This is a genomic window from Ochrobactrum sp. RH2CCR150, from assembly GCA_014138095.1.
Lineage (GTDB): Bacteria > Pseudomonadota > Alphaproteobacteria > Rhizobiales > Rhizobiaceae > Brucella > Brucella gambitense.
The window spans coordinates 420,708-444,819 of sequence record JACGXE010000004.1; the positions used below are offsets into that span (position 1 = coordinate 420,708).

Consider the following 24,112-nt stretch of genomic DNA (forward strand, 5'->3'; position numbering starts at 1 on the left):
CTCGGCAAACAGGCGTAGAGCCTACCTCCAAAGGGGGAGATTTTCGGCGTTTTCTCGTGTGCCACAAAGCTTCGCGAACTGATCGAGATTAAGTGGCGCCGCTTGCAGCCCACGATTCTGCCGCTTGTCTAAACTCCAAAAATAGTATACCCCCCTATTTTATTAGGAGGCGGCAACATGAGCACGCATCATCCGCACGGCGATCATAATCATTCGCACAGACACCCTCATCCGCACCCGCATGAACGTCAGTTAGAAGCGCGGCACGAGCATGTGTTTCTGGGTGATAACCACCAGCGCAACGAGCGGCGCACGTGGATCGTCATTGCCATTACCGCTGCGATGATGGTGATCGAGATCGTTGCCGGGAACCTCTATGGTTCCATGGCACTGGTTGCCGATGGCTGGCACATGTCCACCCATGCGGCGGCGATGCTCATTGCAGCGCTGGCCTATCTCTATGCCCGCAAGCATGCCAACAATCCGCGCTTCACCTTCGGCACCGGCAAGCTCGGCGATCTGGCAGGCTTTGCCAGCGCCATCGTTCTGGCCCTGATCGCACTGCTCATCGGCTGGGAAAGTTTCCAGCGCTTCAGTGCTCCGGTGAGCATCGATTTCCATGAAGCCATTCTGGTCGCCTGTGTCGGCCTCGCGGTCAATCTCGTCTGCGCATGGTTGTTGAAGGACGATCACGCGCACCACCACCACGGGAATGAAAAGGGTCACGACCAGAACCTGCGCGCCGCTTATGTCCACGTGCTGGCCGACGCGCTGACCTCGGTACTGGCGATTGTCGCCCTTCTTCTCGGCAGCCTTTACGGCTGGTTATGGCTCGACCCGGCGATTGGCATTGTCGGCGCATTGGTGATTGCGCGCTGGTCATGGGGCCTCATTCGCGATGCGGGTGCAACGCTTCTCGACTACATTCCCGAAGGCGAGGACCTGCCCGAAGAGATCAGCGAAATCATTGCGAAGGAAGGCGGCGAGATTGCCGACCTGCATGTCTGGCAGCTTGGACCGGGGCATCACGGCGCCATCGTATCGATTGTCACTGCAAGCCCGAAGGCGCCGTCCTATTACCGCAAGAAGCTTGCAGCGATCCACGATTTGTCGCATGTGACGGTGGAGGTGGAAGCCCGCCCCGCCTGACCGATCGACTATTCAGGAGCAGCCATGACCCATACCATCCGCGAAAAGCAGAAGCTTATCAACCGCGTGCGCCGCATTCGCGGGCAGCTTGAGGGTGTGGAGCGGATGCTTGAAGAGGAAAAGGGTTGTTCTGAAGTCATGCAGGTGATTGCCGGTGTGCGCGGCGCGGTGAACGGGCTGATGGCGGAGGTGATCGAGGATCACATTCTGATGCATGTCGCCGATGGTGACCTGCAGCAGAAAGAGCGCGACGAAGGCGCTGGCGAACTAGTGGATGTGGTTCGCGCCTACCTCAAATAATGTGAGACTGTCGCTCATATTTGATCGAACTGTGTTATCTGGCTGATAGTCCTTCGACAGATTCGGATTTTCTGCATGGCGACCGGTTCAGCTTCCACCGACAAGAAAACCGCAATCCCCTCGACTGTGTGGATTTTGGGTTTCGTCAGCCTGTTGATGGATATTTCGTCGGAAATGGTACAGACACTGCTACCGCTTTATCTGGTGGCGGGATTGGGTGCGTCCGCGATGATGGTCGGGTTTATCGAAGGACTGTCGGTCGCCATCGCCACGATGACCAAGCTTTTCTCCGGCGTCATATCCGACTGGACAGGCCGCCGAAAGCCCCTTGCCGTGGCGGGTTATGGGCTCGCTGCCCTCTCCAAGCTGATCTTTCCACTTGCCACGACTGCAGGCGGCATCGCGACCGCCAAAGCCATTGACCGTGTCGGCAAGGGCATACGCGGCACACCGCGCGATGCCCTCATTGCCGACGTTACGCCGCCGGAAATTCGCGGCGCAGCATTCGGCTTGCGCAAGTCGCTTGATACAGTCGGCGGCTTTGTCGGTCCGCTTGTCGCTATCGGCTTGATGCTCGCAACAGGCGGCAGCATCGTCACGATCTTCTGGATTGCCGCCATCCCGGCCTTCATCGCCGTCGCACTTCTGATCGTCGGCATTCGCGAACCGGAAACACCGCCTGCGCGTTCGAAAGGCTTTCCCCGCTTTGCCGATACAGGGAAACTCAATGCCGCCGTGTGGATCGTCATCGCTGTCGCGTCGATCCTGACGCTTGCGCGGTTCAGTGAAGCATTTCTGCTGCTCAAAGCGCAGGAAGCCGGTTTTGCCGCGGCTTGGGTGCCAATCACCATGGTTGTCATGCATGCGGTCTATGGGCTGACCGCCTATCCCGTCGGCAATCTGTCGGACAGGATGGGTCGCAAGGGCCTGCTTGCCGCAAGCCTTGGCTTTCTTGTCGCCGCCGATCTGGTGATCGCCCATTCGACGTCGATTTACCCGTTTCTGGCGGGCATTGTCCTGTGGGGGCTGCATATGGGCTTTTCGCAAGGCATTCTGGCGACGCTTATCGCCGATACCGCACCCGCCCATCTCAAGGGCACCGCCTTCGGCATATTCAACGTAATCACCGGCTTTGTCATGCTGGCGGGAAATGTCGGCGCTGGCTGGCTATGGGAAGCCTATGGCTCGTCGTCAACCTTCCTCGCCGGAGCGTTCCTCTCCGCAGTCGCGCTTTTAAGCCTGCTGCTGCTTCCTGAACCGCGCACCAGGAATGCCTGAAGCGGTCCTAGAGTGCCCTAGAGTGGCATTGCAGAGGTCTGCTTGACGGTCTGGCTGGGGACGTCCGTCTTGAGGTTCTGCACACCCTTGATGCGGCTTAGATATTCCGACTGAAACCGCCGATATTCCTCAATATCAGCGGCGACCACACGGATCATCGCGTCGTAATCGCCCAACATGAAATAGCATTCGAGCACCTGCGGCAACTTCAATATCTCGCGCGCAAATTCCTGAAGCGTCTCCTCGTCCTGCCTGTCCAGCCGAATGCGGGTGAAGAAGGTCAGCCCCTTGCCGATCTTGGCCGGATTGAGCACCGCGACATAGCGGTCGATCACGCCCGCTTCTTCCAGAAGCTTCACCCGCCGGAGACAGGGCGACGGCGACAGGCCGACCTCTCGAGCCAGATCATTGTTGGCGATACGCCCGTCGCGTTGCAGTACGCGCAGAATCCGCTTGTCGATCTCGTCCAGCTTCATTGGCCATCAATTCCATTTATGCCCATATTGTTGGCATTAACTGCCAAATATTGCTGCAATTGACCAATCTTTGCAACCCGATTGCTCAAGACATTGGCTATATTCTCGTTCGCTCTCAGGCAAAGATGCTCAAGCATTTCCAGCAAAAGTACGAAGCGGTTTCGCGTCGGATAATGCGTGAAAAAAATGGACAGAGCGGTTTCGTAAAAACGGGAACCGCTCTGGAGTAACAGACAAGGGGCAGCCGCGAGGCCCCCCAACGGGAATTTTATGGATATTTCACAGGCCTATGCGCCTCAACAAAGCAAATCCGGACACAGATCTGAATTCTGGCGGGGTGCAGCCGCCGGACTGCCGGTTTTGCTTGGCATTATTCCCTATGCTCTGGTTCTGGGCGCGCAGGCTGCACAGAAGGGTCTCAGCGTCGTTGAAGTGCCGTTGATGACCGGTCTGAATTTCGCAGGCGGCTCGGAATTTGCGGCCATCCAGCTTTGGACCTCGCCGCCGCACGTCCTGCTCATCGTCGCGATCACGCTTCTGGTCAACAGCCGCCATCTGCTGATGGGCGCCGCGCTTGCACCTTTCATCCGCCATCTGCCGAAGCGCAAGGCTTTCGCCAGCCTGTTTCTGATGTGCGATGAAAGCTGGGCGCTCGGCCTCGCCGATGCGAAGCGCCGTCAGGCGAAGGGTGTCAATCCGGCGCTGAGTCTTAAATTTTATGCGGGCGTCGCCATCCCGTTCTACATCGCGTGGGTGCTTTTCACCACGCTTGGCGCGGCCTTTGGCCCGATGATGGGCGATTTACGCCCCTATGGTTTCGACATGGCGTTTCCGGCAGTGTTTCTGGTGCTGCTGGCAGGCATGTGGAAGGGCTTTGCCGCAGCGCGCCCCTGGCTGGTCAGCCTTGTCGTCGCCGCCGTTACCTATCTCACCATTCCCGGCGCATGGTATGTCGCCGCTGGCGCATTGTCCGGCCTCGTTGCCGCCTATCTTCTGGCAGGTGAAGAATGATCGATCCGTTAGCCGTTCTCACCATCGTTTTGATGGCCAGCGTCACCTATCTCACCCGCATCGGCGGCTATGTGCTGCTGCGCAATCGCACGCTCAGCAAACGGGCCACGGCTGTGATGGAAGCCGCACCCGGCTGCGTGCTGATATCAGTCATCGCACCGGATTTTGTGTCCGACAAACCCGCCGATCTTCTGGCGCTGGCGATCACCATTCTTGCCGCCACGCGCTTCTCCATGCTGCCGACCGTAATCATCGGCATCAGCGCTGCCGGTCTTTGCCGCTACCTGATCGGCTAGCGGCAACGCACTTCAATGCAGGTGCTGTAACTTGTCGGGATTGCGGACGACATAGATAGCCGCAATCTTTCCGTCTTCGATATCGAGCGCAGTGGTCTGGATCTGGCCATCCGATTCAAGCGAGATGAAGCCCGGCAGACCATTAATAAAGGTGGTGCGCAAAAGCTTCGAACCGTTGGCGCTGAAATAGCCAGCAAGCTTCACGTGAATTTCCATCACATCGGTAAATCCGAAAATCGGCTTCGGGAAGGCCGGGCGTTTTCCGCCGCCATCCGCATGCATGTGCACATCGGCGGCCAACATGGTGCCCAGCGCATTCATGTCGCCGCTGCGTGAAGCCGTGAAAAAAGCCTGCGCCAGTTCAAGACCGTGCTGCTTGTCGACCTGAAATCGCGGGCGTTCCTCGCGAACATGTTTGCGCGCGCGGGCCGCGAGTTGTCGGCAGGCCGCCACATCACGCTGGATTGTTTTCGAGATTTCGTCGAAGTCGAGACCGAAGACATCGTGCAGCAGAAAGGCCGCGCGCTCCAGCGGTGAAAGCCGCTCCAGCGCCAGCATCAGCGGCAAGGTCACATCCTCGTCTTCCTCTTCCTCCTCGATCACCGGATCTGGGATCCATGGGCCGAAATAGGTTTCGCGCTGCCGCTGGCCGGATTTAAGCCGGTCAAGACAAAGCCGCGTCACCGTGCGCCGCATGAAGGCTTCCGGCTCGCGCACTTCGCTGCGATCGGCGTTCATCCAGCGGATGAACGCCTCCTGCACCATATCCTCCGCATCGGCCACCGAGCCGAGCATGCGATAGGCGACGCGGATCAGTTTCGAACGCAGCGGATCGAAAATCTCCGCTGCGTCGTCATGAGCCTGCTTGCCCACCATCAGGCGACCGCCTCGGCGGCGGCCTTCTGGGCGGTGGCCTTTGCTGCCGCCGGATCGAACCAGAGGCTGAAGCCAACGGCCATGCGGTTCCAGCCATTGATAATATTGATCATCAGCGTGAGATTCACCTGTTCCCCCTCCGTAAACTGCGCCTGCAAGGCCTTGCGCGCTTCGGCGAGATCGTGCCCCTGCGAAAGGCGTGTCAGCGCGTCCACCCAGCCAAGCGCAGCGCGCTCGCGGTCAGAATAGCACGGCGCTTCCTGCCAGGCCGAGAGCAAATAAATGCGCTGTTCGGTTTCACCCAGCGAACGAGCCTCAATCGTATGCATGTTGATGCAGTTTGCGCAGGAATTGATCTGCGATGAGCGGATTTTGACCAGTTCGATCAGGCTTCCTTCCAGACTGGAGGCGACGGCCTGCGAGGTGTTCATCCAGGACTTCATCAGGGCAGGAGCAACATTGAATGGGTTCAGCGTAGCAGTCATGGTCTCGTTCCTTTCGGGTTTAATTTGGCGGTTCGAAAGACATGACGAGCCAGCAACGCTGAATGTGACATGCGGGCAAAAAAATTTTGCCAGCAGCCGTTATTTTCCAAGTTCTCCCAATATCCATTCCCGAAAAGCCCGGATTTTCGGCATGTTGCGGCGGGATTCCGGATAGACCAGCCAATAGGAACGCCCATCGTCGTGCAAAAGATCAAATGGCTGGAGCAACAGTCCGGCCTCTATTTCCACGGTGTGAAAAGCGGGCGTCAGGATGCCCACGCCGAGTCCGGCTATGGCCGCCCGCCCTTCCAGAAGCTGGGTGCCCAGGCGGTTCTGCGCATGGCCCTGCAATTGCGGATCGGGAACGCCAGCGGCTTCGAACCACTGCCTCCACCACGGATCGCCCGCATCAATGAGGGGCAGGCGCAACAGGTCGGCCGGTTCGCGCACCCCGCCAATGCTCGCCGCAAGCTTCGGGCTCAACATGGGTGTGAACTGCGCCTTGATCAGCTCATGACTGACCAGTCCCGGCCAGTCGCCAGTGCCGGTGCGGACCGCCAGATCAACCTCGCTCTGGGTGAAATCGACCAGTCTGTCGTTGGAGTCGAGCCGCACGGCCAGAAGCGGATGCTCCATCTGGAACGAGCCAAGGCGCTGCACCAGCCAGTTGGCTGCGAAAGTGGCCACGACGCTGATCGAGAGAACACCTTCCGTATCCTCCCGCAAGGTCGCGAAAGCCGTGCGCATTGTTTCAAAGGCTTCGGTGATGGACGGCGCCAGTCGCTCGCCAAGTTCGGTCAGTTTCACTTGTCGCGGCATGCGGAGGAACAAGGGGGCGCCGACCCGCTCCTCCAGCATCTTGATCTGATAGCTGACAGCAGCCTGCGTCATGCCAAGCTCTTCCGCAGCCTTGGTAAAGCTCGCATGCCGGGATGCGGATTCAAAGACGCGAATGGCGGATAAAGGGGGAAGCGACGACACCATGATACATAAGTTCTCCTTATGCATGGTAATCGACGTTCAATTGGAAAACAACAGCTTTTCCGGCCATATCTATAGGCAGAATTGAACTGAGCTACCTCCCACAGCTCACAAAAGCAAAGCCGGAACCATGCAAAACATCGAGATAAATGCACCAGCCCTTGCAGGGGTCTGCACTGCGTCTGGCCCTGCCGATAAAGCAGCCACTGGCTGGCACCACCTTTTCACGCGCCTGTTTCAGCGCAAACCAGCGCCCTATGTCGTCAGCGAACACTCACCTGATTATCTGCTGCGCGACCTTGGCCTCATGGAAGGGCGTCAGTCACGCTTGCCGCGCGGCGGACACAAACTGCCTGACTGGCGCTAGAACGGTTCCGGTTAAAACGGAATCGTGGAACCGCTCTATCCATTTGTTTTTACGCATTGTCCTACGTATCGAAGCGGGATCAGAAATCAATCCAGTGGACTGATTTCCCCGCGTAGACGCTTCGCACTTTTGCTGGAAATGCTTTAGTTCACGCGCTGATAACCGCAAAGCCCCGCGCCTTCAGGCCGCGACGGTCTTCGTGCAAACTGCTGACGAGACGGTCGCGGCTGCCGCCCAGATGGGCGCTCAACAGCCTTGCCGCCTCATCCGCATCGCCATTGCGTACCGCATCAAGGATCGCGTGATGTTCGCGCCAGGCGCGGGCAAGTGCCGCTTCATCGCGCACTTCCAGCCAGCGCGCCCGCGACAGGCGCTGCATTGCATCGCGCACCCCGCGGCTTAGAAACTCATTGCCTGACAGCCGCGCCAGTTCGATATGAAAATCCATGCCGACCCTATGCCATTCCTCACGCGAGGTTTCGGCATCGCAACTGTCCAGCATGGCGTCAATCGGCTCGACGCCGCTGCGGTCTTCAAGCGCAGCGGTGAGCCGGATCGCCGCCACCTCCAGCGCTTCGCGATAGACGCCAATCTGTTCGATCTCGTTGAGATTGATCGGCGAAACCGTCCAGCCGCGCCCTTCCCGACAGACAAGCCCTTCCGCTTCCAGCCGCAGCAGCGCTGCACGGATCGGCGTACGGGAAGCGGCAAACTGCGCCTCCACCCAGCGCTCCGTCACGCGTTCACCCGGTCCAAGTTCAAGCCCCAGGATCATGTCGCGGAGTTGCTCTTCCACTTGCCTCATCTGTGACATTGCCGACCAGTCTCCTTTTTCATCCCGCCGCGAATGCCTTGTTCCTGACGGGAGTTGACAAGGCGAAGCAACAGGCGCATGCATGTATACCGTTTTGGTATCCCAAAATGGAATACAAGACAATCCCATTCCCGCATCGTCCATTCACACATCAAGATGCAATCGCAGGACATGACATGAGTACGACCCAAGCTGCCGCCAGGGACGCCGTCGCTTTAGACGGCTCCGCTGGCCCTATGGCTGGCCCGAAACAGGCTGAGGAAAACCACGAGCGCTACTGGAAACAGAACCTGCTCATTTGCCTCCTCGGTTCGTTCACCACGCTGATCGCCATGTCGCTCTTGCTCCCTTTCCTGCCGCTTTACGTGGAACAGCTTGGCGTGTCCGATCATGCAGCCATCGTGCAGTGGTCTGGCATCGCCTATGGCGCCACCTTTCTCGCCGCCGCCTTCGTCGCGCCGCTCTGGGGCAAGCTTGGCGACCGTTATGGCCGCAAGCTGATGCTGATCCGCGCCAGTCTCGGCATGGCCATCGCCATGTCGCTGATCGGCATGGTGACGAGCGTCTGGCAGCTGGTCGCGCTGCGCCTGTTCGTCGGCATTGCGGGCGGCTACTCCTCCGGCTCGATGATCCTCGTCGCGACACAGACCCCGAAAGACAAGACCGGCTGGGCGCTGGGTGCGCTTTCGGCGGGCATCATGGCGGGTAATCTGGCCGGGCCGCTGCTCGGCGGCGCATTGCCGCCATTGATCGGCATCCGTGCCACATTCTGGCTGGCGGGCGGCGTGATTTTCCTGACCTTCCTCGCCACGACTTTCCTGATCCGCGAAGAGCGCAAGCCGCCGAAACCGACCAAGGAGCAGAAGGCGGAATCCATCTGGGCGGCCATCCCCGACAGAAAGCCGGTTCTGGCCATGCTGGTGACGGGCATGCTGCTGCTGTTCGCCAATATGTCGATCGAGCCGATCATCACTGTCTATGTCATGCAACTGATGGACGACCAGACCAAGGTCACGTTGATTTCCGGCGTTGTAATGGCTGCGGCTGCACTGGGCAGCATCCTGTCTTCGTCGCGTCTCGGTCGGCTGGCCGACCGCGTCGGGCACAGATATGTCATCATCGGTGCGCTGGCGGTTTCCGCATTGTTGCTGATCCCGCAGGCTTTCGTCACGCAAGCATGGCAACTGATCGGCCTGCGCTTCCTGATGGGGCTGGCGCTGGGCGGCCTCCTGCCCTGCATCACCAGCGTCATCCGGCACAATGTGCCCGACCGTGTCGCCGGCGGCATCCTCGGCTATTCGGTCTCGGCGCAATATGTCGGACAGGTCGCAGGCCCGGTAGCAGGTGGCTTTGTCGGCGGCCATTTCGGCATGCGCGCCGTCTTTCTCGGCACCTGCCTGATGATGGCGTTCGGCGCTCTTTATAACTGGATAGTGCTGCGCCGCGCTTCACAGAACTGACGTAACGAGGGGATACTGGCTGTCACTCCATCGTTTCCTTGATTCTCTGAGACCTTGAATGACAGACCATATCTTCGCGCCCTTCGAAACGCTTGCCGCTGAACTTCTGCCGCATGCATTGGAACATGGTGAGGACGGATCGCACGACCTGTCCCACCTCGCCCGGGTTTGGAAAAATGCCTCGGCTATTCACAGCGCGGAAGGCGGCGACGCCGAAATTCTCTGCGCGGCGGCAATTTTGCACGATTGCGTGAGTGTGGAGAAAAATTCACCCGACCGGCATAAGGCCTCGCGCCTTGCTGCCGACAAGGCATCCGCGCTGCTGCGCAGCCTCGGCTGGGACGACGACCGCATTGCCCGCGTCGCTCATGCAATTGAGGCACACAGTTTTTCCGCCAATATCGAGCCCGTGACTATCGAGGCGCAGACCTTGCAGGATGCCGACAGGCTCGACGCAATTGGCGTCATCGGCGCAGCACGCTGTTTTTATATTGCAGGCCGCATGGGAAGCGCCCTTTATGACTGGCGCGACCCGCGCGCTGAAGACCGTGCGCTTGACGATAAAACCTATGCGCTCGACCACTTCCGCACGAAGCTGTTCAAGCTTGCTTCCGGGTTCAGGACGGAAACCGGAAGGCGCATGGCCGCTGAACGCCATAAGCGGCTGGAAGCCATTTATGACGACTTCCTCGCCGAAGCAGGCAGCTAAATAGAGTAGCCGCCGTCAACGCTGAGCGCCGTCCCCGTCACCATCGAGGCGGAGTCGGATGCGAGCCAAAGGGCGGCTTCGGCCACATCTTCCGGCGTCGAAAACCGATCAAGCGGGATCGTCGCCTTCAGGTCCTGACGCGCTTCCGGCGTATCGTCTTCCAGAAACAGCTTCAGCGCTTCGCTGTCGCTTTCCGCCGGGCATATGCAATTGACGCGAATGTTCTTCTCGGCCAGCTCCAGCGCCATCGCCTTGGTGGCGCTGATAATCCAGCCCTTGGATGCGCTATACCAGACCAGCCCCTTGCGCGGACGCAGCGCGGTGGCGGAAGCGGTGTTGATGATGACACCGCCGCCCTGATGCTCCATGATCGGCACAACGATCTGCGTCGAATAATAAAGCGCCTTCATATTCACGGCATTGATGAGATCGAAATTGTGTTCGTCCACCTCGGTCAACGGCATGTTGCGATGGGTGAACCCGGCATTATTGACCATGATGTCGATGCGCCCGAAAGCCTCGAAGGCTGCACGCGCCACGCGCTCGACATCATCCTTGCGTGATACATCCGCCTGAACGGAGAGTGCATTCTTGCCGATATGCGCCAGCTCGTCTTCCACGCGCTTCACATTCACGTCAGCCAGTACGACTTTCGCGCCTTCGGCTGCAAATCGGTGCGCCATGCCTGAACCGAAACCCGATCCGGCGCCGGTGATGATTGCGACCTTATCCTGCAGCCTCTTCATGTCATTCTCCTTTGACAAAGTCGTTTCAGACTTTGTGTGCAAATCACTTGAAACACGATTGTTTGTTCCAATATGGCTTTAAGATGAACATGTCATGTGTGCATAAGCGGTTAACCCGCCAAAACCGACAGGCTGCCTCCGCGCGCGGTCTAATCCCTTCACTTTGCCGACATTTGCCCCCGAGTTCAAATTCACGAGAATGCGGCAATCGGACGGTTGAATTTAAATCGATTAAATTATAAAGATGGGCCGCGCATATGGCACCGTTGTCATAGTAGGCTATGACTGACAGACTGATTTGCGCGAACGAAAGAAGAGAGCGACAGATGACCAGCCAGACTATTCCGGTAGAGCCTTTCGACTGCATCGTTTTTGGCGGCTCGGGCGACCTAGCCGAACGCAAACTGATCCCGGCATTGTATCAGCGCCAGCGTGCAGGCCAGCTCTCCGACCCGACGCGCATTATCGGCGCTTCACGCAGCCCCATGACCGATGACGAGTATCGCAAGTTTGCACGCGATGCCATTCATGAGCACGTCAAGCCTGCGGAAGTCGACGAAAAGCAGGTGGAAGAATTTCTGACCCGCCTCAGCTATGTTGCCGTCGACGCCAAGTCCGAAGAAGGCTGGGATGCGCTCAAGACGCTGATCGGCAAGAAGCCGGAAAAGATTCGCGCTTTTTATCTCGCAGTCAGCCCGACCCTGTTCGGCGATATTGCCACGCGCCTGAAGAGCCATGGCCTCATCACCCGCGACACGCGCATCATCGTTGAAAAGCCGATTGGCCGCGATCTGGATTCGGCAATGGCGCTCAACGACACGCTGGGCAGCGTGTTCCGCGAAGACCAGATTTTCCGTATCGACCACTATCTGGGCAAGGAAACGGTGCAGAACCTGATGGCGCTGCGCTTTGCCAATGCGCTTTATGAGCCGCTCTGGAACTCCGCCCATATCGACCATGTCCAGATCACCGTCGCCGAAGCGGTCGGCCTTGAAGGTCGCGCCGGTTATTACAACACGGCGGGCGCACTGCGCGACATGGTGCAGAACCATATCCTCCAGCTGCTCTGCCTCGTTGCCATGGAACCGCCATCGTCGATTGAAGCGGATGCCGTGCATGACGAAAAGGTCAAGGTGCTGCGCTCGCTGAAGCCCATCACCAATGCCAATGTCGAAGATGTAACGGTTCGCGGCCAGTATCGCGCGGGCGCATCCGCCGGCGGCCCGGTTCGCGGTTATCTTGAAGACCTCGAAAACGACAACAGCAACACGGAAACCTTCGTGGCGCTGAAAGCCGAAATCGCCAACTGGCGTTGGGCGGGCGTGCCGTTCTACCTGCGCACAGGCAAGCGTCTGGCGACCCGCGTTTCGGAAATCGTCGTGACCTTCAAGCCGATCCCGCATTCGATCTTCGGTGAAAGCGCTGGCAAGGTCATTGCCAACCAGCTCGTCATCCGCCTGCAGCCCGATGAGGGCGTCAAGCAGTGGCTGATGATCAAGGATCCGGGCCCGGGCGGCATGCGCCTGCGTCACGTTCCGCTCGACATGAGCTTTGCCGAATCCTTCAGCGAACGCAATCCGGATGCCTATGAACGGCTGATCATGGACGTGGTTCGCGGCAATCAGACCCTGTTTATGCGTCGCGACGAAGTCGAGGCCGCATGGCGCTGGGTCGATCCGATCCTTCAGGGATGGGAGTTGAACAGTCAGCCGGTCCAGGGTTACACCGCAGGGACGTGGGGACCATCGTCGTCCATCGCGTTGATAGAACGCGACGGTCGCACATGGCACGAAACGTTGTAAGGACCCTGAAAGGAACAGCATGACTATCGAACGGCACGACTTCACCAGCGGAACGGAACTGGCGCAATCGCTTTCTGAGGCAATTGCAATCAAGCTGGCAGCCGCAATCGCTGAGCGGGGACAGGCCACACTGGCCGTCTCCGGCGGCACCACGCCGCTGAAACTGTTCGAGGTGCTGTCGCGCAAGATGATCGACTGGAACCTCGTCACGATTACCCTCGTTGACGAGCGTTTCGTGGCCGTCGACAGTGATCGTTCCAACGAAAAGCTGGTCCGCGACCATCTTTTGCGCGATCATGCGGGCGTGGCTCGGTTCATCGGCCTCTATAATCCGGCGGCGACGGCCGAAACGGCGGCGCTTGCCGCCGCCAGCCGCATCGACGCATTGCGCCGTCCTTTCGACGTGGTGGTGCTTGGCATGGGTAATGACGGTCATACCGCATCATTCTTCCCGAATGCCGACCGGCTCGATCAGGCGATCGACCCGGCAACACGGGCGCTCGTTCTGCCAATCCATGCCGAAGGTGCGGGCGAAAAGCGCCTGACACTGACCTTGCCGCTCATCGCCGAGGCCGACATGCTCGTGCTTCACATCGAAGGCGCGGCCAAGCAGGCAACGCTTGAAAAGGCGCTGTCCGGCGACGACGAACTTGAAATGCCGGTACGGGCCGTCTTCCACCATGCCCGCACCCCCATCCAGCTTTACTGGACCAGTTAAATTCCATTCAGGCCAGATTGGCACAGGTGATACCCATGCCCATGCAGTCCGCTCACAAACGCATTCAGGAAATCACCGAGCGCATCCGTGAACGCTCCAAACCAACCCGCGAGGCCTATATTGGCCGCGTGCGCGAGGCGGCCTTGAAAAAGCCGAACCGCACGGTTCTGGCCTGCGCCAATCTCGCCCATGGTTTTGCGGCCTGCGGACCGCATGACAAGGCTGCGCTGACCGGCGACGAAGTGCTGAATCTGGGCATCATCACCGCCTATAACGACATGCTCTCGGCGCATCAGCCGTTCGAGACCTTTCCGCAACTCATCAAGCAGGCTGCCCGCGATGCGGGCGGCGTTGCACAGGTGGCGGGCGGCGTGCCAGCGATGTGCGATGGCGTCACCCAGGGTTTCGCCGGGATGGAACTTTCGCTGTTCTCGCGTGAAGTCATTGCCATGGCTGCTGCTGTCGGCCTGTCGCACGACATGTTCGATGCCGCCGTTTATCTCGGGGTCTGCGACAAGATCGTGCCGGGCCTGATCATTGGCGCGCTGACCTTCGGTCACTTGCCTGCAATCTTCGTGCCTGCCGGTCCGATGACCAGCGGCCTGCCGAATGACGAGAAGGCAAAGACCCGCCAGCTCTATGCAGAAGGCAAGGTCGGGCGCGAGGAACTGCTGATTTCGGAATCCAAGTCCTATCACGGCCCTGGCACCTGCACGTTCTATGGCACCGCCAATTCCAACCAGATGCTGATGGAAATCATGGGCCTGCATTTGCCGGGCGCGTCCTTCATCAATCCGGGCACACCGCTGCGCGATGCGCTGACGCGCGAAGCCGCCAAGCGGGCGCTGGCGATCACGGCCTGCGGTAATGAATATACGCCTGTCGGCGAAATGCTGGACGAACGGTCTTTCGTCAATGGCATCATCGGCCTCAATGCCACCGGCGGTTCAACCAACCATACGATCCATCTGATCGCGATGGCTGCGGCAGCTGGCATCAAGCTGACCTGGCACGATATTTCCGAGATTTCGGACGTGGTGCCGCTGCTTGCCCGCGTCTATCCGAACGGTCTTGCCGATGTGAACCATTTCCATGCCGCAGGCGGCATGGGCTTCCTCATCCGCGAGCTTCTCGACGGCGGCATTCTTCATGAAGATGTGCGCACCGTCTGGGGCGAAGGACTGCGCCCTTACGCCATCGAGCCAAAGCTTGGCGCTGACGGCACCGTCATACGCGAGCCGGTTCCTGAAAAGAGCGGCGACGACAAGGTGCTGGCGAAAATCCATTCGCCATTCCAGCCGAGCGGCGGTCTCAAGGTACTGACGGGCAATATTGGCAATGCGATTATCAAGGTTTCCGCCGTGAAGCCGGAGCGTCAAGTGATCGAAGCACCTGCAAAGGTGTTCAATGATCAGGCCGAATTGCAGGCTGCCTTCAAGGCAGGCGATCTGACCGGTGATTTCGTCGCGGTGGTTCGCTATCAGGGACCGAAAGCCAATGGCATGCCGGAACTGCACAAGCTGATGACCGTTCTCGGCATCCTGCAGGATCGCGGCCAGCGCGTGGCCCTCGTCACCGATGGTCGTTTGTCGGGCGCATCGGGCAAGGTTCCTTCCGCGATCCATGTCACGCCGGAAGCGCTCGATGGCGGCGCCATCGGAAAAATCCGCAATGGCGATGTTATCCGCGTGGATGCGGTCAATGGTACGCTGGAAGTTTTGATCAATCAGGCGACACTCGACGCCCGACTTCAAGAGCGCCCCGACCTTTCTGCCAACGAACACGGCATGGGTCGCGAATTGTTCCGCGCCTTCCGGCAGATCGCCGGGCGGGCGGATGAAGGCGCTTCGGTCTTCTAGCCCCTGAAATAAGGCAAAGCGGGTTTTGCACCGCTTTGCCCCTCAAATCGCACTAGTTTGCATAAAGAGGCGCGAAAAACGCCTCTCAATTGTGTCAAAAAGCGGGCTTTTTTACGCCCACACTGCGGCAAGCCGCCGTCAGCGTATTTGCCATCAGCATAGCGATGGTCATCGGGCCAACACCGCCCGGAACTGGCGTAATTGCGCCTGCAACCTTCTCTGCATCCGCAAAATCGACATCGCCAACAAGGCGGGTTTTTCCCTCGCCCTTTTCCGGTGCCTGAATGCGGTTGATACCGACATCGATAACCGTCGCGCCGGGCTTGACCCAATCGCCCTTGACCATCTGCGGACGGCCAACTGCAGCAACCAGAATATCCGCCGTGCGTGCAATCGCCGGCAGATCCTTGGTGCGGCTATGGGCAACCGTAACCGTTGCATTCGCAGCGAGCAGCAGATTGAACATCGGCTTGCCGACAATGTTGGAACGCCCGATAACCACGGCGTTGAGACCGGAAAGATCGCGGCCATGAACACGCTCGATCATGATCATCGCACCGGCTGGCGTGCAGGGAACGAAAGCCGTATCGACCTCACCAGTGCCCAGCTTGCCGACATTGATGAAGTGGAAACCGTCCACATCCTTGTCCGGTGAAATCGTCTGGATGACGCGGCCTGAATCGATGTGCTTCGGCAGCGGCAGCTGCACCAGAATGCCGTGAATGGCCGGATCGTTATTGAGGCTCTCGATCAGGTCGAGAAGCTCCTGCTCCGACGCTGTTTCCGACAGATCATGCTGAACGGAATGAAAGCCACATTCCTTGGCCTTGCGGCCCTTGGAGGCGACATAGACCTGGCTCGCCGGGTCTTCACCCACGATCACCACGGCAATACCGGGAACAACGCCGGTCGCTGCAACGAGCTTTTCGGTTTCGGTCTTCACCGTGGAAACCACATCCTCGGCGAGCTTCTTGCCATCGATCAACTGGGCCATAGCGAGCGCTTCTTTCTGTTCGAAATATCGGCTTTGCGAGATAAACGAGCTGTAATGTCTGGGAGATACATCACATCCGTCGGGCATACATGCCAATAAGCGTCATGGCGCGCGATGACAATTGGCGAAAGCGCGACAAAGTGAAAATCGGGACAGGATTTTCAGAAGTTTCAGGAATGATATCAGAACCGGGTGCCGCGGTTCGCGCGCACATCGTCGATAGTGCGCTGCAACTCGTCCGCCTCTCCGGCTGTATCGACCCGGTTGTTCTCAACCTCCCAGCGCTCGTTCGCTTCACGAATAACGGCGGCAAGCCGCGTTTCGCCATAGGTTTCGAGCACGTCGTCGGCCTCGGCTTCGTCAGGCCCCTGCCCTTTTCCCGAAGGTGCTACCCTGCTTCCAAACAGACACGAGAAGAGGCCAAGCCAGAGCCCGCCAAGCAATCCGGCCAGAACCGAATTCTGCAACGAAAAGCCGCGCTGACTTGAAGACAAACTCGCCGGTGCGACGAGCCGCACCGTGGCTCCCGTCGCCGACAAGGTGCTCATATCACCTTGCGCCGCGCGCATTTGCGCATCTTCGAATAGCGCCTGCCGTGCGGCCAGATCGCGCTCCATCGCCTGCAGGCGATTGCGGTCTTCGTCCGTTGCAGGCACTGCATTCAGCCCCCGCATGGCGGAAGCCGCCTTCTGTTCGTTTTCGACGGCTTTTCGCAGATCGGCCTGAATCAGACCGCGTTGATTGGCGATTTCCGTATCGATTTCAGCGGCAAGGTTTTTGGCCGCATCGCTTTGCCCGGCTGCGCGATATTGGTCAACGAGCTGACCCAGTGCGCCGGACCGCATGTCTTCCGGCAATCCGTCCTGCAACAGGCTCTCCGCCGTCATGTTGCTCAAGCGACCAGCCTCGGCACCGATCCGCGCCGTTTCGGCTTTGGCCTCAGCAAAGGCATTTTCAAGCGCCACCCGATCACCGTCGCCGAAATTCCGGCTGGCGCGAAACGCTTCAACCGCCGTCATGGCGGACGCTGCATCCGCTTCCAACGCTTGCAGCCGTTCAGGCAGACCGGCATCCGGGCCACCCGTGCTGCCCGTCAGCTGATCGCGGAAAGCCTGCGCAACGGCATTGGCAACGGCAGTTGCCGTTTGCTGTGTTGCGGCCCTGGCCTCGACCGTGACGATGCCGCTATCAAGCGCCTGCGAGAATTCCAGATGAGGGCGCAGCAGTGCTGCGCCCGATTGCCCGGCGGGTGACGCAGCCTCGGCCTCGCCTTCCGCTGTGGTGAACCGATCAAGCGCGTGGCGTAGCTGGTCAAGAAGCGGTGGAGGCCCGAAATCCTGTGGCGACTGGATGCGCGCCAGTTGTGCAGCACGGTTCAGCACCGCTTCAGATGCAATCTCGCTGCGGCGTTCGGAAGGAAACACCTGCAAGGAAGTTGAGGCACTATAATGCTGCGGATTAAGGGCTGCATAGCCAAGTCCCAGCAAGCCACCCAATACGGTGAAACCGAGAATGCGGCCCCAACGCAGACGCCAGCGCCCGCGGGGCTTGGCAGGCTGCGCCACAGCGGCTGGAGCGACAGCCGCGCGTTCCGGTTCAACCCGCCTTTGCAGGTCGGGTGCAGGGATCAGCGTTTGGGGCGCTGCGTCCGGCTCAAGCCGGGACTGTAATTCGGCCCGTATGGCGCTCATGCGCTGGCGCATATCGGCAGCAGGATCATGAGCTGTTGAAGGTGCTGCCGGTTCGCCATCCAGCATTTCCTGCTTGCGGCGCAGAAGTTCGTCGCGACGCCTGCGATGCTCGCGCTCGGCCAGCAATTCCTCGGCCAGCTCGGCGGTCGTCTTCGTGGGGCTGAGATCAGGCGTGACACCCTGAGACCGGGCCAAAAACTCGGGAGCATAAGCTAATAAGGGGCGCACGACAGCAGCTTGTCCCTTGTTCCTTTGCTCAACCATCGCTTTTTCCCGATGCCTATCCAAGCCCATCTACCGGTCCGAATGCCCGGACCATCCACCCGTGATTATGCCCATATCACAGACCATGAGAATTATGGCATCCACCATGGCAAACAAACCGTTAAAATTGTAATTTTCCATAGTGATTCATACCGATGCGCGACTGGAGGAGGCAACGATGCAAACCAAAATGGAACATCCGGTCGATATGGATCGCCTCGAAGGCATTGTTCAGTTCATTCAGGCAGCAGAACGCCTGAAAAGCACATTACGTTCCGGCCATACCGCCGAAGGACGCCCGGAAAGCACGGCCGAACACAGTTGGCGGCTCTGTCTTCTGGTCACATTGTTCGACAAGGAACTTGGAGATTGCGACCGCTTGCGCCTTCTCAAAATGTGCCTTGTGCATGATCTGGGCGAAGCGATTTCCGGCGATGTTCCAGCCATTCACCAAAGCGCCGACGATGGCCGCGCCGAGCGTGAAAAGGCCGATCTCATAAAACTATGCGCACCGCTTCCCGACGATCTTCGTGCGGAAATTCTTGACCTCTGGGCCGATTACAATCGCGGCACCTCCCCGGAAGCGATCTTCGCCAAGGGGTTCGACAAGATCGAAACCATGCTGCAGCATAATATCGGGTTGAACCCTCCCGATTTCGATTATGCGTTCAACCTCGACTACGGCCTCAAGCAGACCGAACGCCACCCTCTGTTGCGCCAATTTCGCACCCTTGTGGATGCGCAAACGGCGCGCAATGCGGATAGGCAGAAGCGATCAGTTTAGCGTCGCGAAGTGCCGCAGTGTGAAGACGATCTGGTATAGCAAGGCGAGCGTGGCGAACACCGCGTGATAACGCCGGTTGTCCGAGAACATGGCGATGACGCTGAACACGATGAAACACACAGTCTGGATCGGATATTCGATACCATAGAGGTGATAGTGATCGACGCCTTTCAACAGGGTGTCGAGGACATCCACGATATGGATCAGCGCCAGAATGCCGAAGAACCATTTGCGCCGCGACAGGAAGTAATCGCGATAACCGGTATATTCCTCCATGCTGTCGGGAAAGAGCAGCGTGCATTGCAGGAAGTAAAGCCCGGCATAAAAGATCACGAAAAGATATTTTTCGAATGTCCATTGGGGAATTATTCTGAGGCCGAATTCGAACCACCAGAAATGCACCACCGACAGCAGCACGAAGGCGACCCAGGCCATATGCACCGGATAGATTCTCTGTTTGCCGGGATGCTGGATGAAACGCGCAAAGCCGGTGAGCAGGCGCGAAACACACAAGCCCAGAATCATGCCGATGATGATGCGGACGTGGCCGAATGCCTCCGCTGGCGGAATACCAGTAGTCAAAGACGGATCCATTGGCCCCTCATTCCAACAGCACGGATAAACTTAAAAACCCGCGATTTCCATGTGACTTTCTCAAGACATACTGGTCGATAATTTATGATGCATCAATAATTTACGGGCAAGAAAACTATAGTTTCCGCAGTTTTATGTTTTGCCCGGCTGTAATGAGCAAATATGGCACAGCCGCCTTGCGGATCGCGAAGACGCAGGTTTATACCGTCTGCAAACAACCTTGGCGCTCGAGCGCCGAAACACTCAGACAGGCGGAACAATCACTATGCAGGATAAGGTCATTCTCGTCGGTTGCGGCAATATGGGCTTTGCCATGCTCAAAGGCTGGCTCGACAACGGCATTCTGAAAGCAGGCGATGTTCATGTCGTCGAGCCGACGGATGCGCTTCGCGAGCGCGCTGTGGGTGCTGGCGTGCATGGCTATTCCAGCGCGGACGCACTGCCTGCCGACCTCAAGCCGCGCATGATCCTCGTTGCGGTCAAGCCGCAGGTCATGAACGCTGTTCTGCCTGCCTATAAGCACTTTGCGCCTGCCGCCACCTTTGTCAGCGTTGCAGCAGGCATCCCGGTTGCACTGTTCGAGACCCATCTGGGCAAGGATGCAGCCATCCTCCGCTGCATGCCGAATACACCTGCCGCCATCGGCAAGGGCATGATGGTGACCTTCAAGAACGCCAATGTGACCGCTGACAATGAAGCTTTCGTCGCGCGCCTGCTCGCTACCTCGGGCAAGGTCGCCAGCGTTGATGACGAAGCGCTGATGGATGCCGTCACGGCGGTTTCGGGCTCCGGCCCGGCCTATGTGTTTCACTTCATCGAAGCCTTGACCGATGCCGGTGTCAGCGCTGGCCTGCCGCGCGAAACGGCAGGGCTTCTTGCCATGCAGACCGTGATGGGTGCGGGCGCGCTTGCCGATGCCAGCACCGACACCCCGTCGAAACTGCGCGAACAGGTGACGAGCCCGAACGGCACCACCGCCGCCGCGCTGGAAGTGCTGATGGGCGGCGACCGCCTCAAGACGCTTGTTGCCGAAGCGGTTGAAGCAGCGCGCAAGCGTTCAGAGGAACTCGGCAAGGCTTAAACCTCTAGCCTCGGCACTGCATCAATCAGCGCTCTGGTGACAGGCGCTTGCGGTGTCAGGATCAGCTCCCGCGCCGGGCGGTTTTCAACAATCCGCCCGCGCTCCATCACCGCGATGCGATCCGCCATTTGCGCTGCAACTGCGAGATCGTGGGTGATGAAGAGATAGGCCGTCTGCTCGGCCCTTTGTATTTCCCGCAGCAAATCGAGAATTGCGCCACGCACCGTCACATCGAGCGCCGATACCGCTTCATCCAGCACAATCAGCGAGGGGGATGTCGCGAGCGCACGGGCAATCGCCACGCGTTGCCGCTGGCCCCCGGAAATTTCGTGCACCCCACGCCGCGCAAGCGCCGGATCAAGCCCGACCTTTTCCAAAAGTCCCGCAATATCGCGTTTGATGCCGTGAATGCGCAGCGGTTCATGCAGAAGATCGCCGACACTGGCGCGGGGGTTGAAAGCGGATAACGGGTCCTGAAACACCATCTGCATGCGCGCACGACGCTTTCGCAGCGTAGCGCCTTGCCATGCCAGCCAATCCTCGCCTTCAAAGCGGATCGTCCCGCTTTCCAGCGGATGCAGCCGCAGCAAAGCACGCGCAAGCGTGGACTTGCCGCTGCCAGACGGACCGACCAGCGCCAAGGTTTCACCCTTGGCGATCTCAAGGCCGACATGATCGAGCGCCAATGCCGCGCCATAGCGCACCACCAGCCCATCAGCCTGCAACAAGGTCTCAACCATGGGGCGTCAGCTCCAGTGCAGGTACAGCAGCAATCAGCGCGCGCGTATAGTCCGTCTGCGGGGTGTCAATGATCGCGCGCGTATCGCCGCTTTCCACAAGCCTACCCCGGCGAAAGACCGCGATGCGATCCGCAAGCCCGGAGGCGAGTGCAATATCATGTGTGATGAAGATCAGCGTCATACCGTCTTCACGTACCAGTTTGCGCAGCAGCGCAACGATTTCCTTTTGAACAATGGTGTCGAGCGCGCTTGTCGGCTCGTCGGCGATCAGCACACGCGGATTTGCGGCAATGGCGAGCGCTATGGCGATACGCTGCTTTTGCCCGCCGGAAAACTGATGCGGATAGCGATAAAAACTCTGCTCCGCTTCGGGGATATGCACGCGCTCAAGCAGGGCGAGCGCCCGCTCCTTTGCAGCAGAATTGTCCAGTTTTTCGTGGGCGCGAATGGTTTCGACCATCTGCGCGCCGATGCTCATCAGTGGGTCGAAGCTTGATGCCGGGTCCTGAAAAACAAAGCCGATATCGCGGCCCGGCTTCATTGGACCATCGGCCCAGTCGATGCGCCCTGAAGCCTGCGCATTGGCAGGCAGAAGCCCGGCTAGCGCCAGCGCCAGCGTGCTTTTTCCGGAGCCGCTCTCGCCGATAATGGCAAGCGTTTTACCTGCCTCGATATCAAGCTTGATGTTGCCCAGCGCCGTTTCGCGCCCATAGGTGACGGCGAGATTTTCCAGATGCACGAGCAGGGTCATGATTGCGCCTCGCGCGTTGCCGCGGCGGCAGTCACGCCCTCACCCGCCAGATAAACGCCAACGACAGTCAACGCCAATGCCAGTCCCGGCACAATCGAAAGCCACGGCGCGGACCGCAGCACTGTCCGGCCTTCCGCAATCATCCCGCCCCATGTGACCCGGTTCGGATCACCCAGCCCCAGAAAGGACAGTGCGGCCTCGATCAGTATGGCCGAAGCGACGATCACCGGCACCAGCGCCAGCACCGGCGGCAAGGCATTGGGTAATATCTGCCGAAAAGCGATCTCCAGCGGATGCATGCCGATAATGCGTGCCGACGCCACATAATCGCGTTCGCGGATGGACAATACCTGCCCGCGTGTCAGCCGTGCGGCCTGCGTCCAGCTCGAAAGCACAATTGCCGCCACCAGAACCGGCAATGACGGCCCGGCAAGACTGACCAGCGCCAGCGCCAGCAGGAAGCCGGGTACGGTCTGGAACGCCTCGGTGATCCGCATCAGGATTTCATCGACAATCCCGCCTGCAAAGCCTGCCAGCACGCCGAGCGCGCTGCCGACAAGGATGGAGGCCAAAGCCGCCGCAAGCCCGACAATCAGCGAGGTGCGCCCTCCATGGAAAAGCTCGGCCAGCACATCGCGCCCGAGCCGGTCTGTGCCGAGCGGAAAGGCACTATTTTCGAACGGTGACAGCAACGGGGAGGCAACGATCCGCAGCGGATCGCCGGGGAAAAGAAGCGGCGCCAGCAGCGCGGCTGCGACGAGGATCGTCAGGATGATCGAACCCGCCAGACCCTCGCCGGTCCTGAGACTGCGCAGAAACACCGTCATACGCTGGCCTTTCCTGCCATCCGCTGGGCAATGCGCGGATCGAGCCAGACATAGAGAAGGTCGACAAGGAAATTGACCACGATCACCATGATCGCGCTTGTGAGAATGACGCCCAGAAGCAAGGGGGTATCACGGCTCGCAACAGCTTCCTGCGCCAATCGGCCAAGACCCGGGACCGCAAAGACGCTTTCGATCACCACGCTGCCGCCCAACATGCTGGCCGCCTGCAATCCGAGCAAGGTGACGAGCGGCAACAACGCATTGCGCGCCACATGGCGCAACACGATGCGCGGCCGCGAAATGCCGCGCGCGCGTAAAGCCCGCACAAAATCCATCCGCCATATGTCAGCCATCGCAGCGCGCATGACACGCAGATAAAGCGCCAGATAAATCAGCGCCAGCGACACAACCGGCAGCAGCAGATGACGCGCTATATCGCCTGCCCGCGCCAGACCCTGCTTGCCCGATGCAATCGTTTCGATACCGCTCGATGGCAACCAGCGCAGCCGGATCGAAAACAGGATAACCAGCACCAGCGCCAGCCAGAAACCCGGAATGGCATAGAGCACTAGAGAGGTTACCGACAGGAAACGATCCCGAAAACTGCCGGGTCTTGCGCCTGCGACAAGCCCAAGCAAAGTACCAACGGCAAAAGACAGCGCTGTCGCCGCGCCCATGAGCAGCAGCGTATTGGGCAACCGTTCCAGAATAACGCCGAGGATAGGGCGGTTGAAATTCACCGACCAGCCCAGATTGCCCTGCAAAAGAGAGGCGAGATAGGCGACAAGCCGATGCCAGACCGACTGATCCAGTCCCCAGCGGGCGCGCATGTCCGCAATCTGCGCCGCATCGCCACCAAAGCTGACGGCATAGGCGTCAACCGCGTCGCCGGGCGCAAGTTCCAGCATCAGAAAACAGCCGACAACGACAATCAGCAGCACAAGAATGCTGCCGATCAGACGTTTCCGGAGAAGGGTCAGAATCTGCGCCACGCCGCGACGATACAATCAACGCGCTGTTTCGTCACCGTTCTATCGCGGTTCCGGTTAAAACGGAATC

General features: G+C 59.2%; 26 protein-coding genes. 13 read left to right on the forward strand and 13 right to left on the reverse strand.

Annotation, left to right across the window (positions count from 1 at the left end; translation table 11 throughout):
- Nucleotides 1–177: 177 nt before the first annotated feature.
- The 3 genes from dmeF (at nucleotide 178) to FHW03_RS11805 (ending at nucleotide 2,727) form a co-directional block, all read left to right on the forward strand.
- Complete coding sequence (gene dmeF, locus FHW03_RS11795; RefSeq protein ID WP_182520786.1) at nucleotides 178–1,149, forward strand: CDF family Co(II)/Ni(II) efflux transporter DmeF; 972 nt, start codon at nucleotides 178–180, stop codon at nucleotides 1,147–1,149.
- A gap of 24 nt (nucleotides 1,150–1,173) precedes the next feature.
- Nucleotides 1,174–1,449, forward strand: coding sequence for a metal/formaldehyde-sensitive transcriptional repressor (locus FHW03_RS11800; RefSeq protein WP_182520787.1), 276 nt, complete (start codon nucleotides 1,174–1,176; stop codon nucleotides 1,447–1,449).
- Nucleotides 1,450–1,524: 75 nt separating this feature from the next.
- On the forward strand, nucleotides 1,525–2,727 hold the full coding sequence (locus tag FHW03_RS11805; RefSeq protein WP_182520788.1) for an MFS transporter: 1,203 nt from the start codon (nucleotides 1,525–1,527) through the stop codon (nucleotides 2,725–2,727).
- 17 nt (nucleotides 2,728–2,744) lie between these two features.
- Here the strand turns inward: FHW03_RS11805 and FHW03_RS11810 are convergent, their stop codons facing one another.
- The gene (locus tag FHW03_RS11810; RefSeq protein WP_109367034.1) at nucleotides 2,745–3,203 is read right to left on the reverse strand and encodes an Lrp/AsnC family transcriptional regulator; all 459 of its coding nucleotides are present in this window, start codon (nucleotides 3,201–3,203) and stop codon (nucleotides 2,745–2,747) included.
- Between the two features lie 270 nt (nucleotides 3,204–3,473).
- On the opposite strand from FHW03_RS11810, the gene FHW03_RS11815 reads away from it, so the two are divergent.
- Together FHW03_RS11815 and FHW03_RS11820 are read left to right on the forward strand one after the other, a co-directional pair.
- A complete protein-coding gene (locus FHW03_RS11815; protein ID WP_182520789.1) occupies nucleotides 3,474–4,214 on the forward strand; it encodes an AzlC family ABC transporter permease in 741 nt (246 codons plus the stop codon).
- A complete protein-coding gene (locus FHW03_RS11820) occupies nucleotides 4,211–4,510 on the forward strand; it encodes an AzlD family protein (protein WP_078339808.1) in 300 nt (99 codons plus the stop codon). Before FHW03_RS11815 ends, FHW03_RS11820 begins: the two co-directional genes overlap by 4 nt.
- Nucleotides 4,511–4,522: 12 nt before the next feature.
- Here the strand turns inward: FHW03_RS11820 and FHW03_RS11825 are convergent, their stop codons facing one another.
- The 3 genes from FHW03_RS11825 to FHW03_RS11835 form a co-directional block, all read right to left on the reverse strand.
- Complete coding sequence (locus FHW03_RS11825) at nucleotides 4,523–5,386, reverse strand: sigma-70 family RNA polymerase sigma factor (protein WP_182520790.1); 864 nt, start codon at nucleotides 5,384–5,386, stop codon at nucleotides 4,523–4,525.
- Nucleotides 5,386–5,871, reverse strand: coding sequence for a carboxymuconolactone decarboxylase family protein (locus FHW03_RS11830; protein WP_182520791.1), 486 nt, complete (start codon nucleotides 5,869–5,871; stop codon nucleotides 5,386–5,388). The genes FHW03_RS11825 and FHW03_RS11830 overlap by 1 nt, the downstream gene beginning before the upstream one ends.
- Before the next feature lie 99 nt (nucleotides 5,872–5,970).
- Nucleotides 5,971–6,855 carry a LysR substrate-binding domain-containing protein gene (locus tag FHW03_RS11835; RefSeq protein WP_182520792.1) on the reverse strand — a complete coding sequence of 295 codons (885 nt, stop codon included), beginning with the start codon at nucleotides 6,853–6,855 and terminating at the stop codon, nucleotides 5,971–5,973.
- A 127-nt stretch (nucleotides 6,856–6,982) separates the two neighbouring features.
- Between FHW03_RS11835 and FHW03_RS11840 the strand changes: the two genes are divergently transcribed.
- Nucleotides 6,983–7,219 carry a hypothetical protein gene (locus FHW03_RS11840; protein WP_182520793.1) on the forward strand — a complete coding sequence of 79 codons (237 nt, stop codon included), beginning with the start codon at nucleotides 6,983–6,985 and terminating at the stop codon, nucleotides 7,217–7,219.
- Between the two features lie 148 nt (nucleotides 7,220–7,367).
- Here FHW03_RS11840 and FHW03_RS11845 read toward each other — a convergent pair whose 3' ends face one another.
- Nucleotides 7,368–8,033 (reverse strand): GntR family transcriptional regulator, encoded by a 666-nt coding sequence (locus FHW03_RS11845; protein ID WP_182520794.1) that lies wholly within the window; start codon nucleotides 8,031–8,033, stop codon nucleotides 7,368–7,370.
- Between the two features lie 176 nt (nucleotides 8,034–8,209).
- On the opposite strand from FHW03_RS11845, the gene FHW03_RS11850 reads away from it, so the two are divergent.
- Nucleotides 8,210–9,493, forward strand: coding sequence for a multidrug efflux MFS transporter (locus FHW03_RS11850; RefSeq protein ID WP_138784927.1), 1,284 nt, complete (start codon nucleotides 8,210–8,212; stop codon nucleotides 9,491–9,493).
- Nucleotides 9,494–9,551: 58 nt separating this feature from the next.
- A complete protein-coding gene (locus tag FHW03_RS11855; RefSeq protein WP_182520795.1) occupies nucleotides 9,552–10,202 on the forward strand; it encodes an HD domain-containing protein in 651 nt (216 codons plus the stop codon).
- On the opposite strand, the gene FHW03_RS11860 is transcribed toward FHW03_RS11855, so the two are convergent.
- Nucleotides 10,199–10,948, reverse strand: a complete 750-nt coding sequence (locus FHW03_RS11860) for an SDR family oxidoreductase (RefSeq protein WP_182520796.1) — start codon at nucleotides 10,946–10,948, stop codon at nucleotides 10,199–10,201. The genes FHW03_RS11855 and FHW03_RS11860 overlap by 4 nt on opposite strands.
- A 326-nt stretch (nucleotides 10,949–11,274) precedes the next feature.
- On the opposite strand from FHW03_RS11860, the gene zwf reads away from it, so the two are divergent.
- Genes zwf through edd form a run of 3 tightly spaced genes read left to right on the forward strand, consistent with a single transcriptional unit; the run spans nucleotide 11,275 to nucleotide 15,327 of the window.
- Nucleotides 11,275–12,750, forward strand: coding sequence for a glucose-6-phosphate dehydrogenase (zwf, locus tag FHW03_RS11865; RefSeq protein ID WP_182520797.1), 1,476 nt, complete (start codon nucleotides 11,275–11,277; stop codon nucleotides 12,748–12,750).
- Nucleotides 12,751–12,769: 19 nt separating this feature from the next.
- On the forward strand, nucleotides 12,770–13,468 hold the full coding sequence (gene pgl, locus FHW03_RS11870) for a 6-phosphogluconolactonase (protein WP_182520798.1): 699 nt from the start codon (nucleotides 12,770–12,772) through the stop codon (nucleotides 13,466–13,468).
- Nucleotides 13,469–13,503: 35 nt separating this feature from the next.
- Complete coding sequence (edd, locus tag FHW03_RS11875) at nucleotides 13,504–15,327, forward strand: phosphogluconate dehydratase (protein WP_182520799.1); 1,824 nt, start codon at nucleotides 13,504–13,506, stop codon at nucleotides 15,325–15,327.
- A gap of 94 nt (nucleotides 15,328–15,421) precedes the next feature.
- On the opposite strand, the gene folD is transcribed toward edd, so the two are convergent.
- Both folD and FHW03_RS11885 read right to left on the reverse strand, forming a co-directional pair.
- Nucleotides 15,422–16,321, reverse strand: a complete 900-nt coding sequence (gene folD / locus FHW03_RS11880) for a bifunctional methylenetetrahydrofolate dehydrogenase/methenyltetrahydrofolate cyclohydrolase FolD (protein WP_182520800.1) — start codon at nucleotides 16,319–16,321, stop codon at nucleotides 15,422–15,424.
- A gap of 182 nt (nucleotides 16,322–16,503) precedes the next feature.
- A complete protein-coding gene (locus FHW03_RS11885) occupies nucleotides 16,504–18,276 on the reverse strand; it encodes a lipopolysaccharide biosynthesis protein (protein WP_182520801.1) in 1,773 nt (590 codons plus the stop codon).
- A gap of 178 nt (nucleotides 18,277–18,454) precedes the next feature.
- Here FHW03_RS11885 and FHW03_RS11890 point away from each other — a divergent pair, with 178 nt between their 5' ends.
- Nucleotides 18,455–19,060: an HD domain-containing protein gene (locus FHW03_RS11890; protein ID WP_182520802.1), complete on the forward strand. Its 606-nt coding sequence runs from the start codon at nucleotides 18,455–18,457 to the stop codon at nucleotides 19,058–19,060.
- Here the strand turns inward: FHW03_RS11890 and FHW03_RS11895 are convergent.
- Nucleotides 19,052–19,654 (reverse strand): hypothetical protein, encoded by a 603-nt coding sequence (locus tag FHW03_RS11895; RefSeq protein ID WP_182520803.1) that lies wholly within the window; start codon nucleotides 19,652–19,654, stop codon nucleotides 19,052–19,054. The genes FHW03_RS11890 and FHW03_RS11895 overlap by 9 nt on opposite strands.
- Before the next feature lie 265 nt (nucleotides 19,655–19,919).
- On the opposite strand from FHW03_RS11895, the gene proC reads away from it, so the two are divergent.
- Nucleotides 19,920–20,735, forward strand: a complete 816-nt coding sequence (gene proC, locus FHW03_RS11900) for a pyrroline-5-carboxylate reductase (RefSeq protein ID WP_182520804.1) — start codon at nucleotides 19,920–19,922, stop codon at nucleotides 20,733–20,735.
- Here proC and FHW03_RS11905 read toward each other — a convergent pair.
- The 4 genes from FHW03_RS11905 to FHW03_RS11920 are packed head-to-tail and all read right to left on the reverse strand — an operon-like array spanning nucleotide 20,732 to nucleotide 24,045.
- On the reverse strand, nucleotides 20,732–21,475 hold the full coding sequence (locus FHW03_RS11905) for a dipeptide/oligopeptide/nickel ABC transporter ATP-binding protein (RefSeq protein WP_182520805.1): 744 nt from the start codon (nucleotides 21,473–21,475) through the stop codon (nucleotides 20,732–20,734). The two genes, proC and FHW03_RS11905, sit on opposite strands and share 4 nt — an antisense overlap.
- Complete coding sequence (locus FHW03_RS11910; protein WP_182520806.1) at nucleotides 21,468–22,226, reverse strand: ABC transporter ATP-binding protein; 759 nt, start codon at nucleotides 22,224–22,226, stop codon at nucleotides 21,468–21,470. Before FHW03_RS11910 ends, FHW03_RS11905 begins: the two co-directional genes overlap by 8 nt.
- Nucleotides 22,223–23,053, reverse strand: a complete 831-nt coding sequence (locus FHW03_RS11915; protein ID WP_182520807.1) for an ABC transporter permease — start codon at nucleotides 23,051–23,053, stop codon at nucleotides 22,223–22,225. Before FHW03_RS11915 ends, FHW03_RS11910 begins: the two co-directional genes overlap by 4 nt.
- Nucleotides 23,050–24,045 carry an ABC transporter permease gene (locus FHW03_RS11920; RefSeq protein WP_182520858.1) on the reverse strand — a complete coding sequence of 332 codons (996 nt, stop codon included), beginning with the start codon at nucleotides 24,043–24,045 and terminating at the stop codon, nucleotides 23,050–23,052. The genes FHW03_RS11915 and FHW03_RS11920 overlap by 4 nt, the downstream gene beginning before the upstream one ends.
- Nucleotides 24,046–24,112 lie beyond the last annotated feature (67 nt).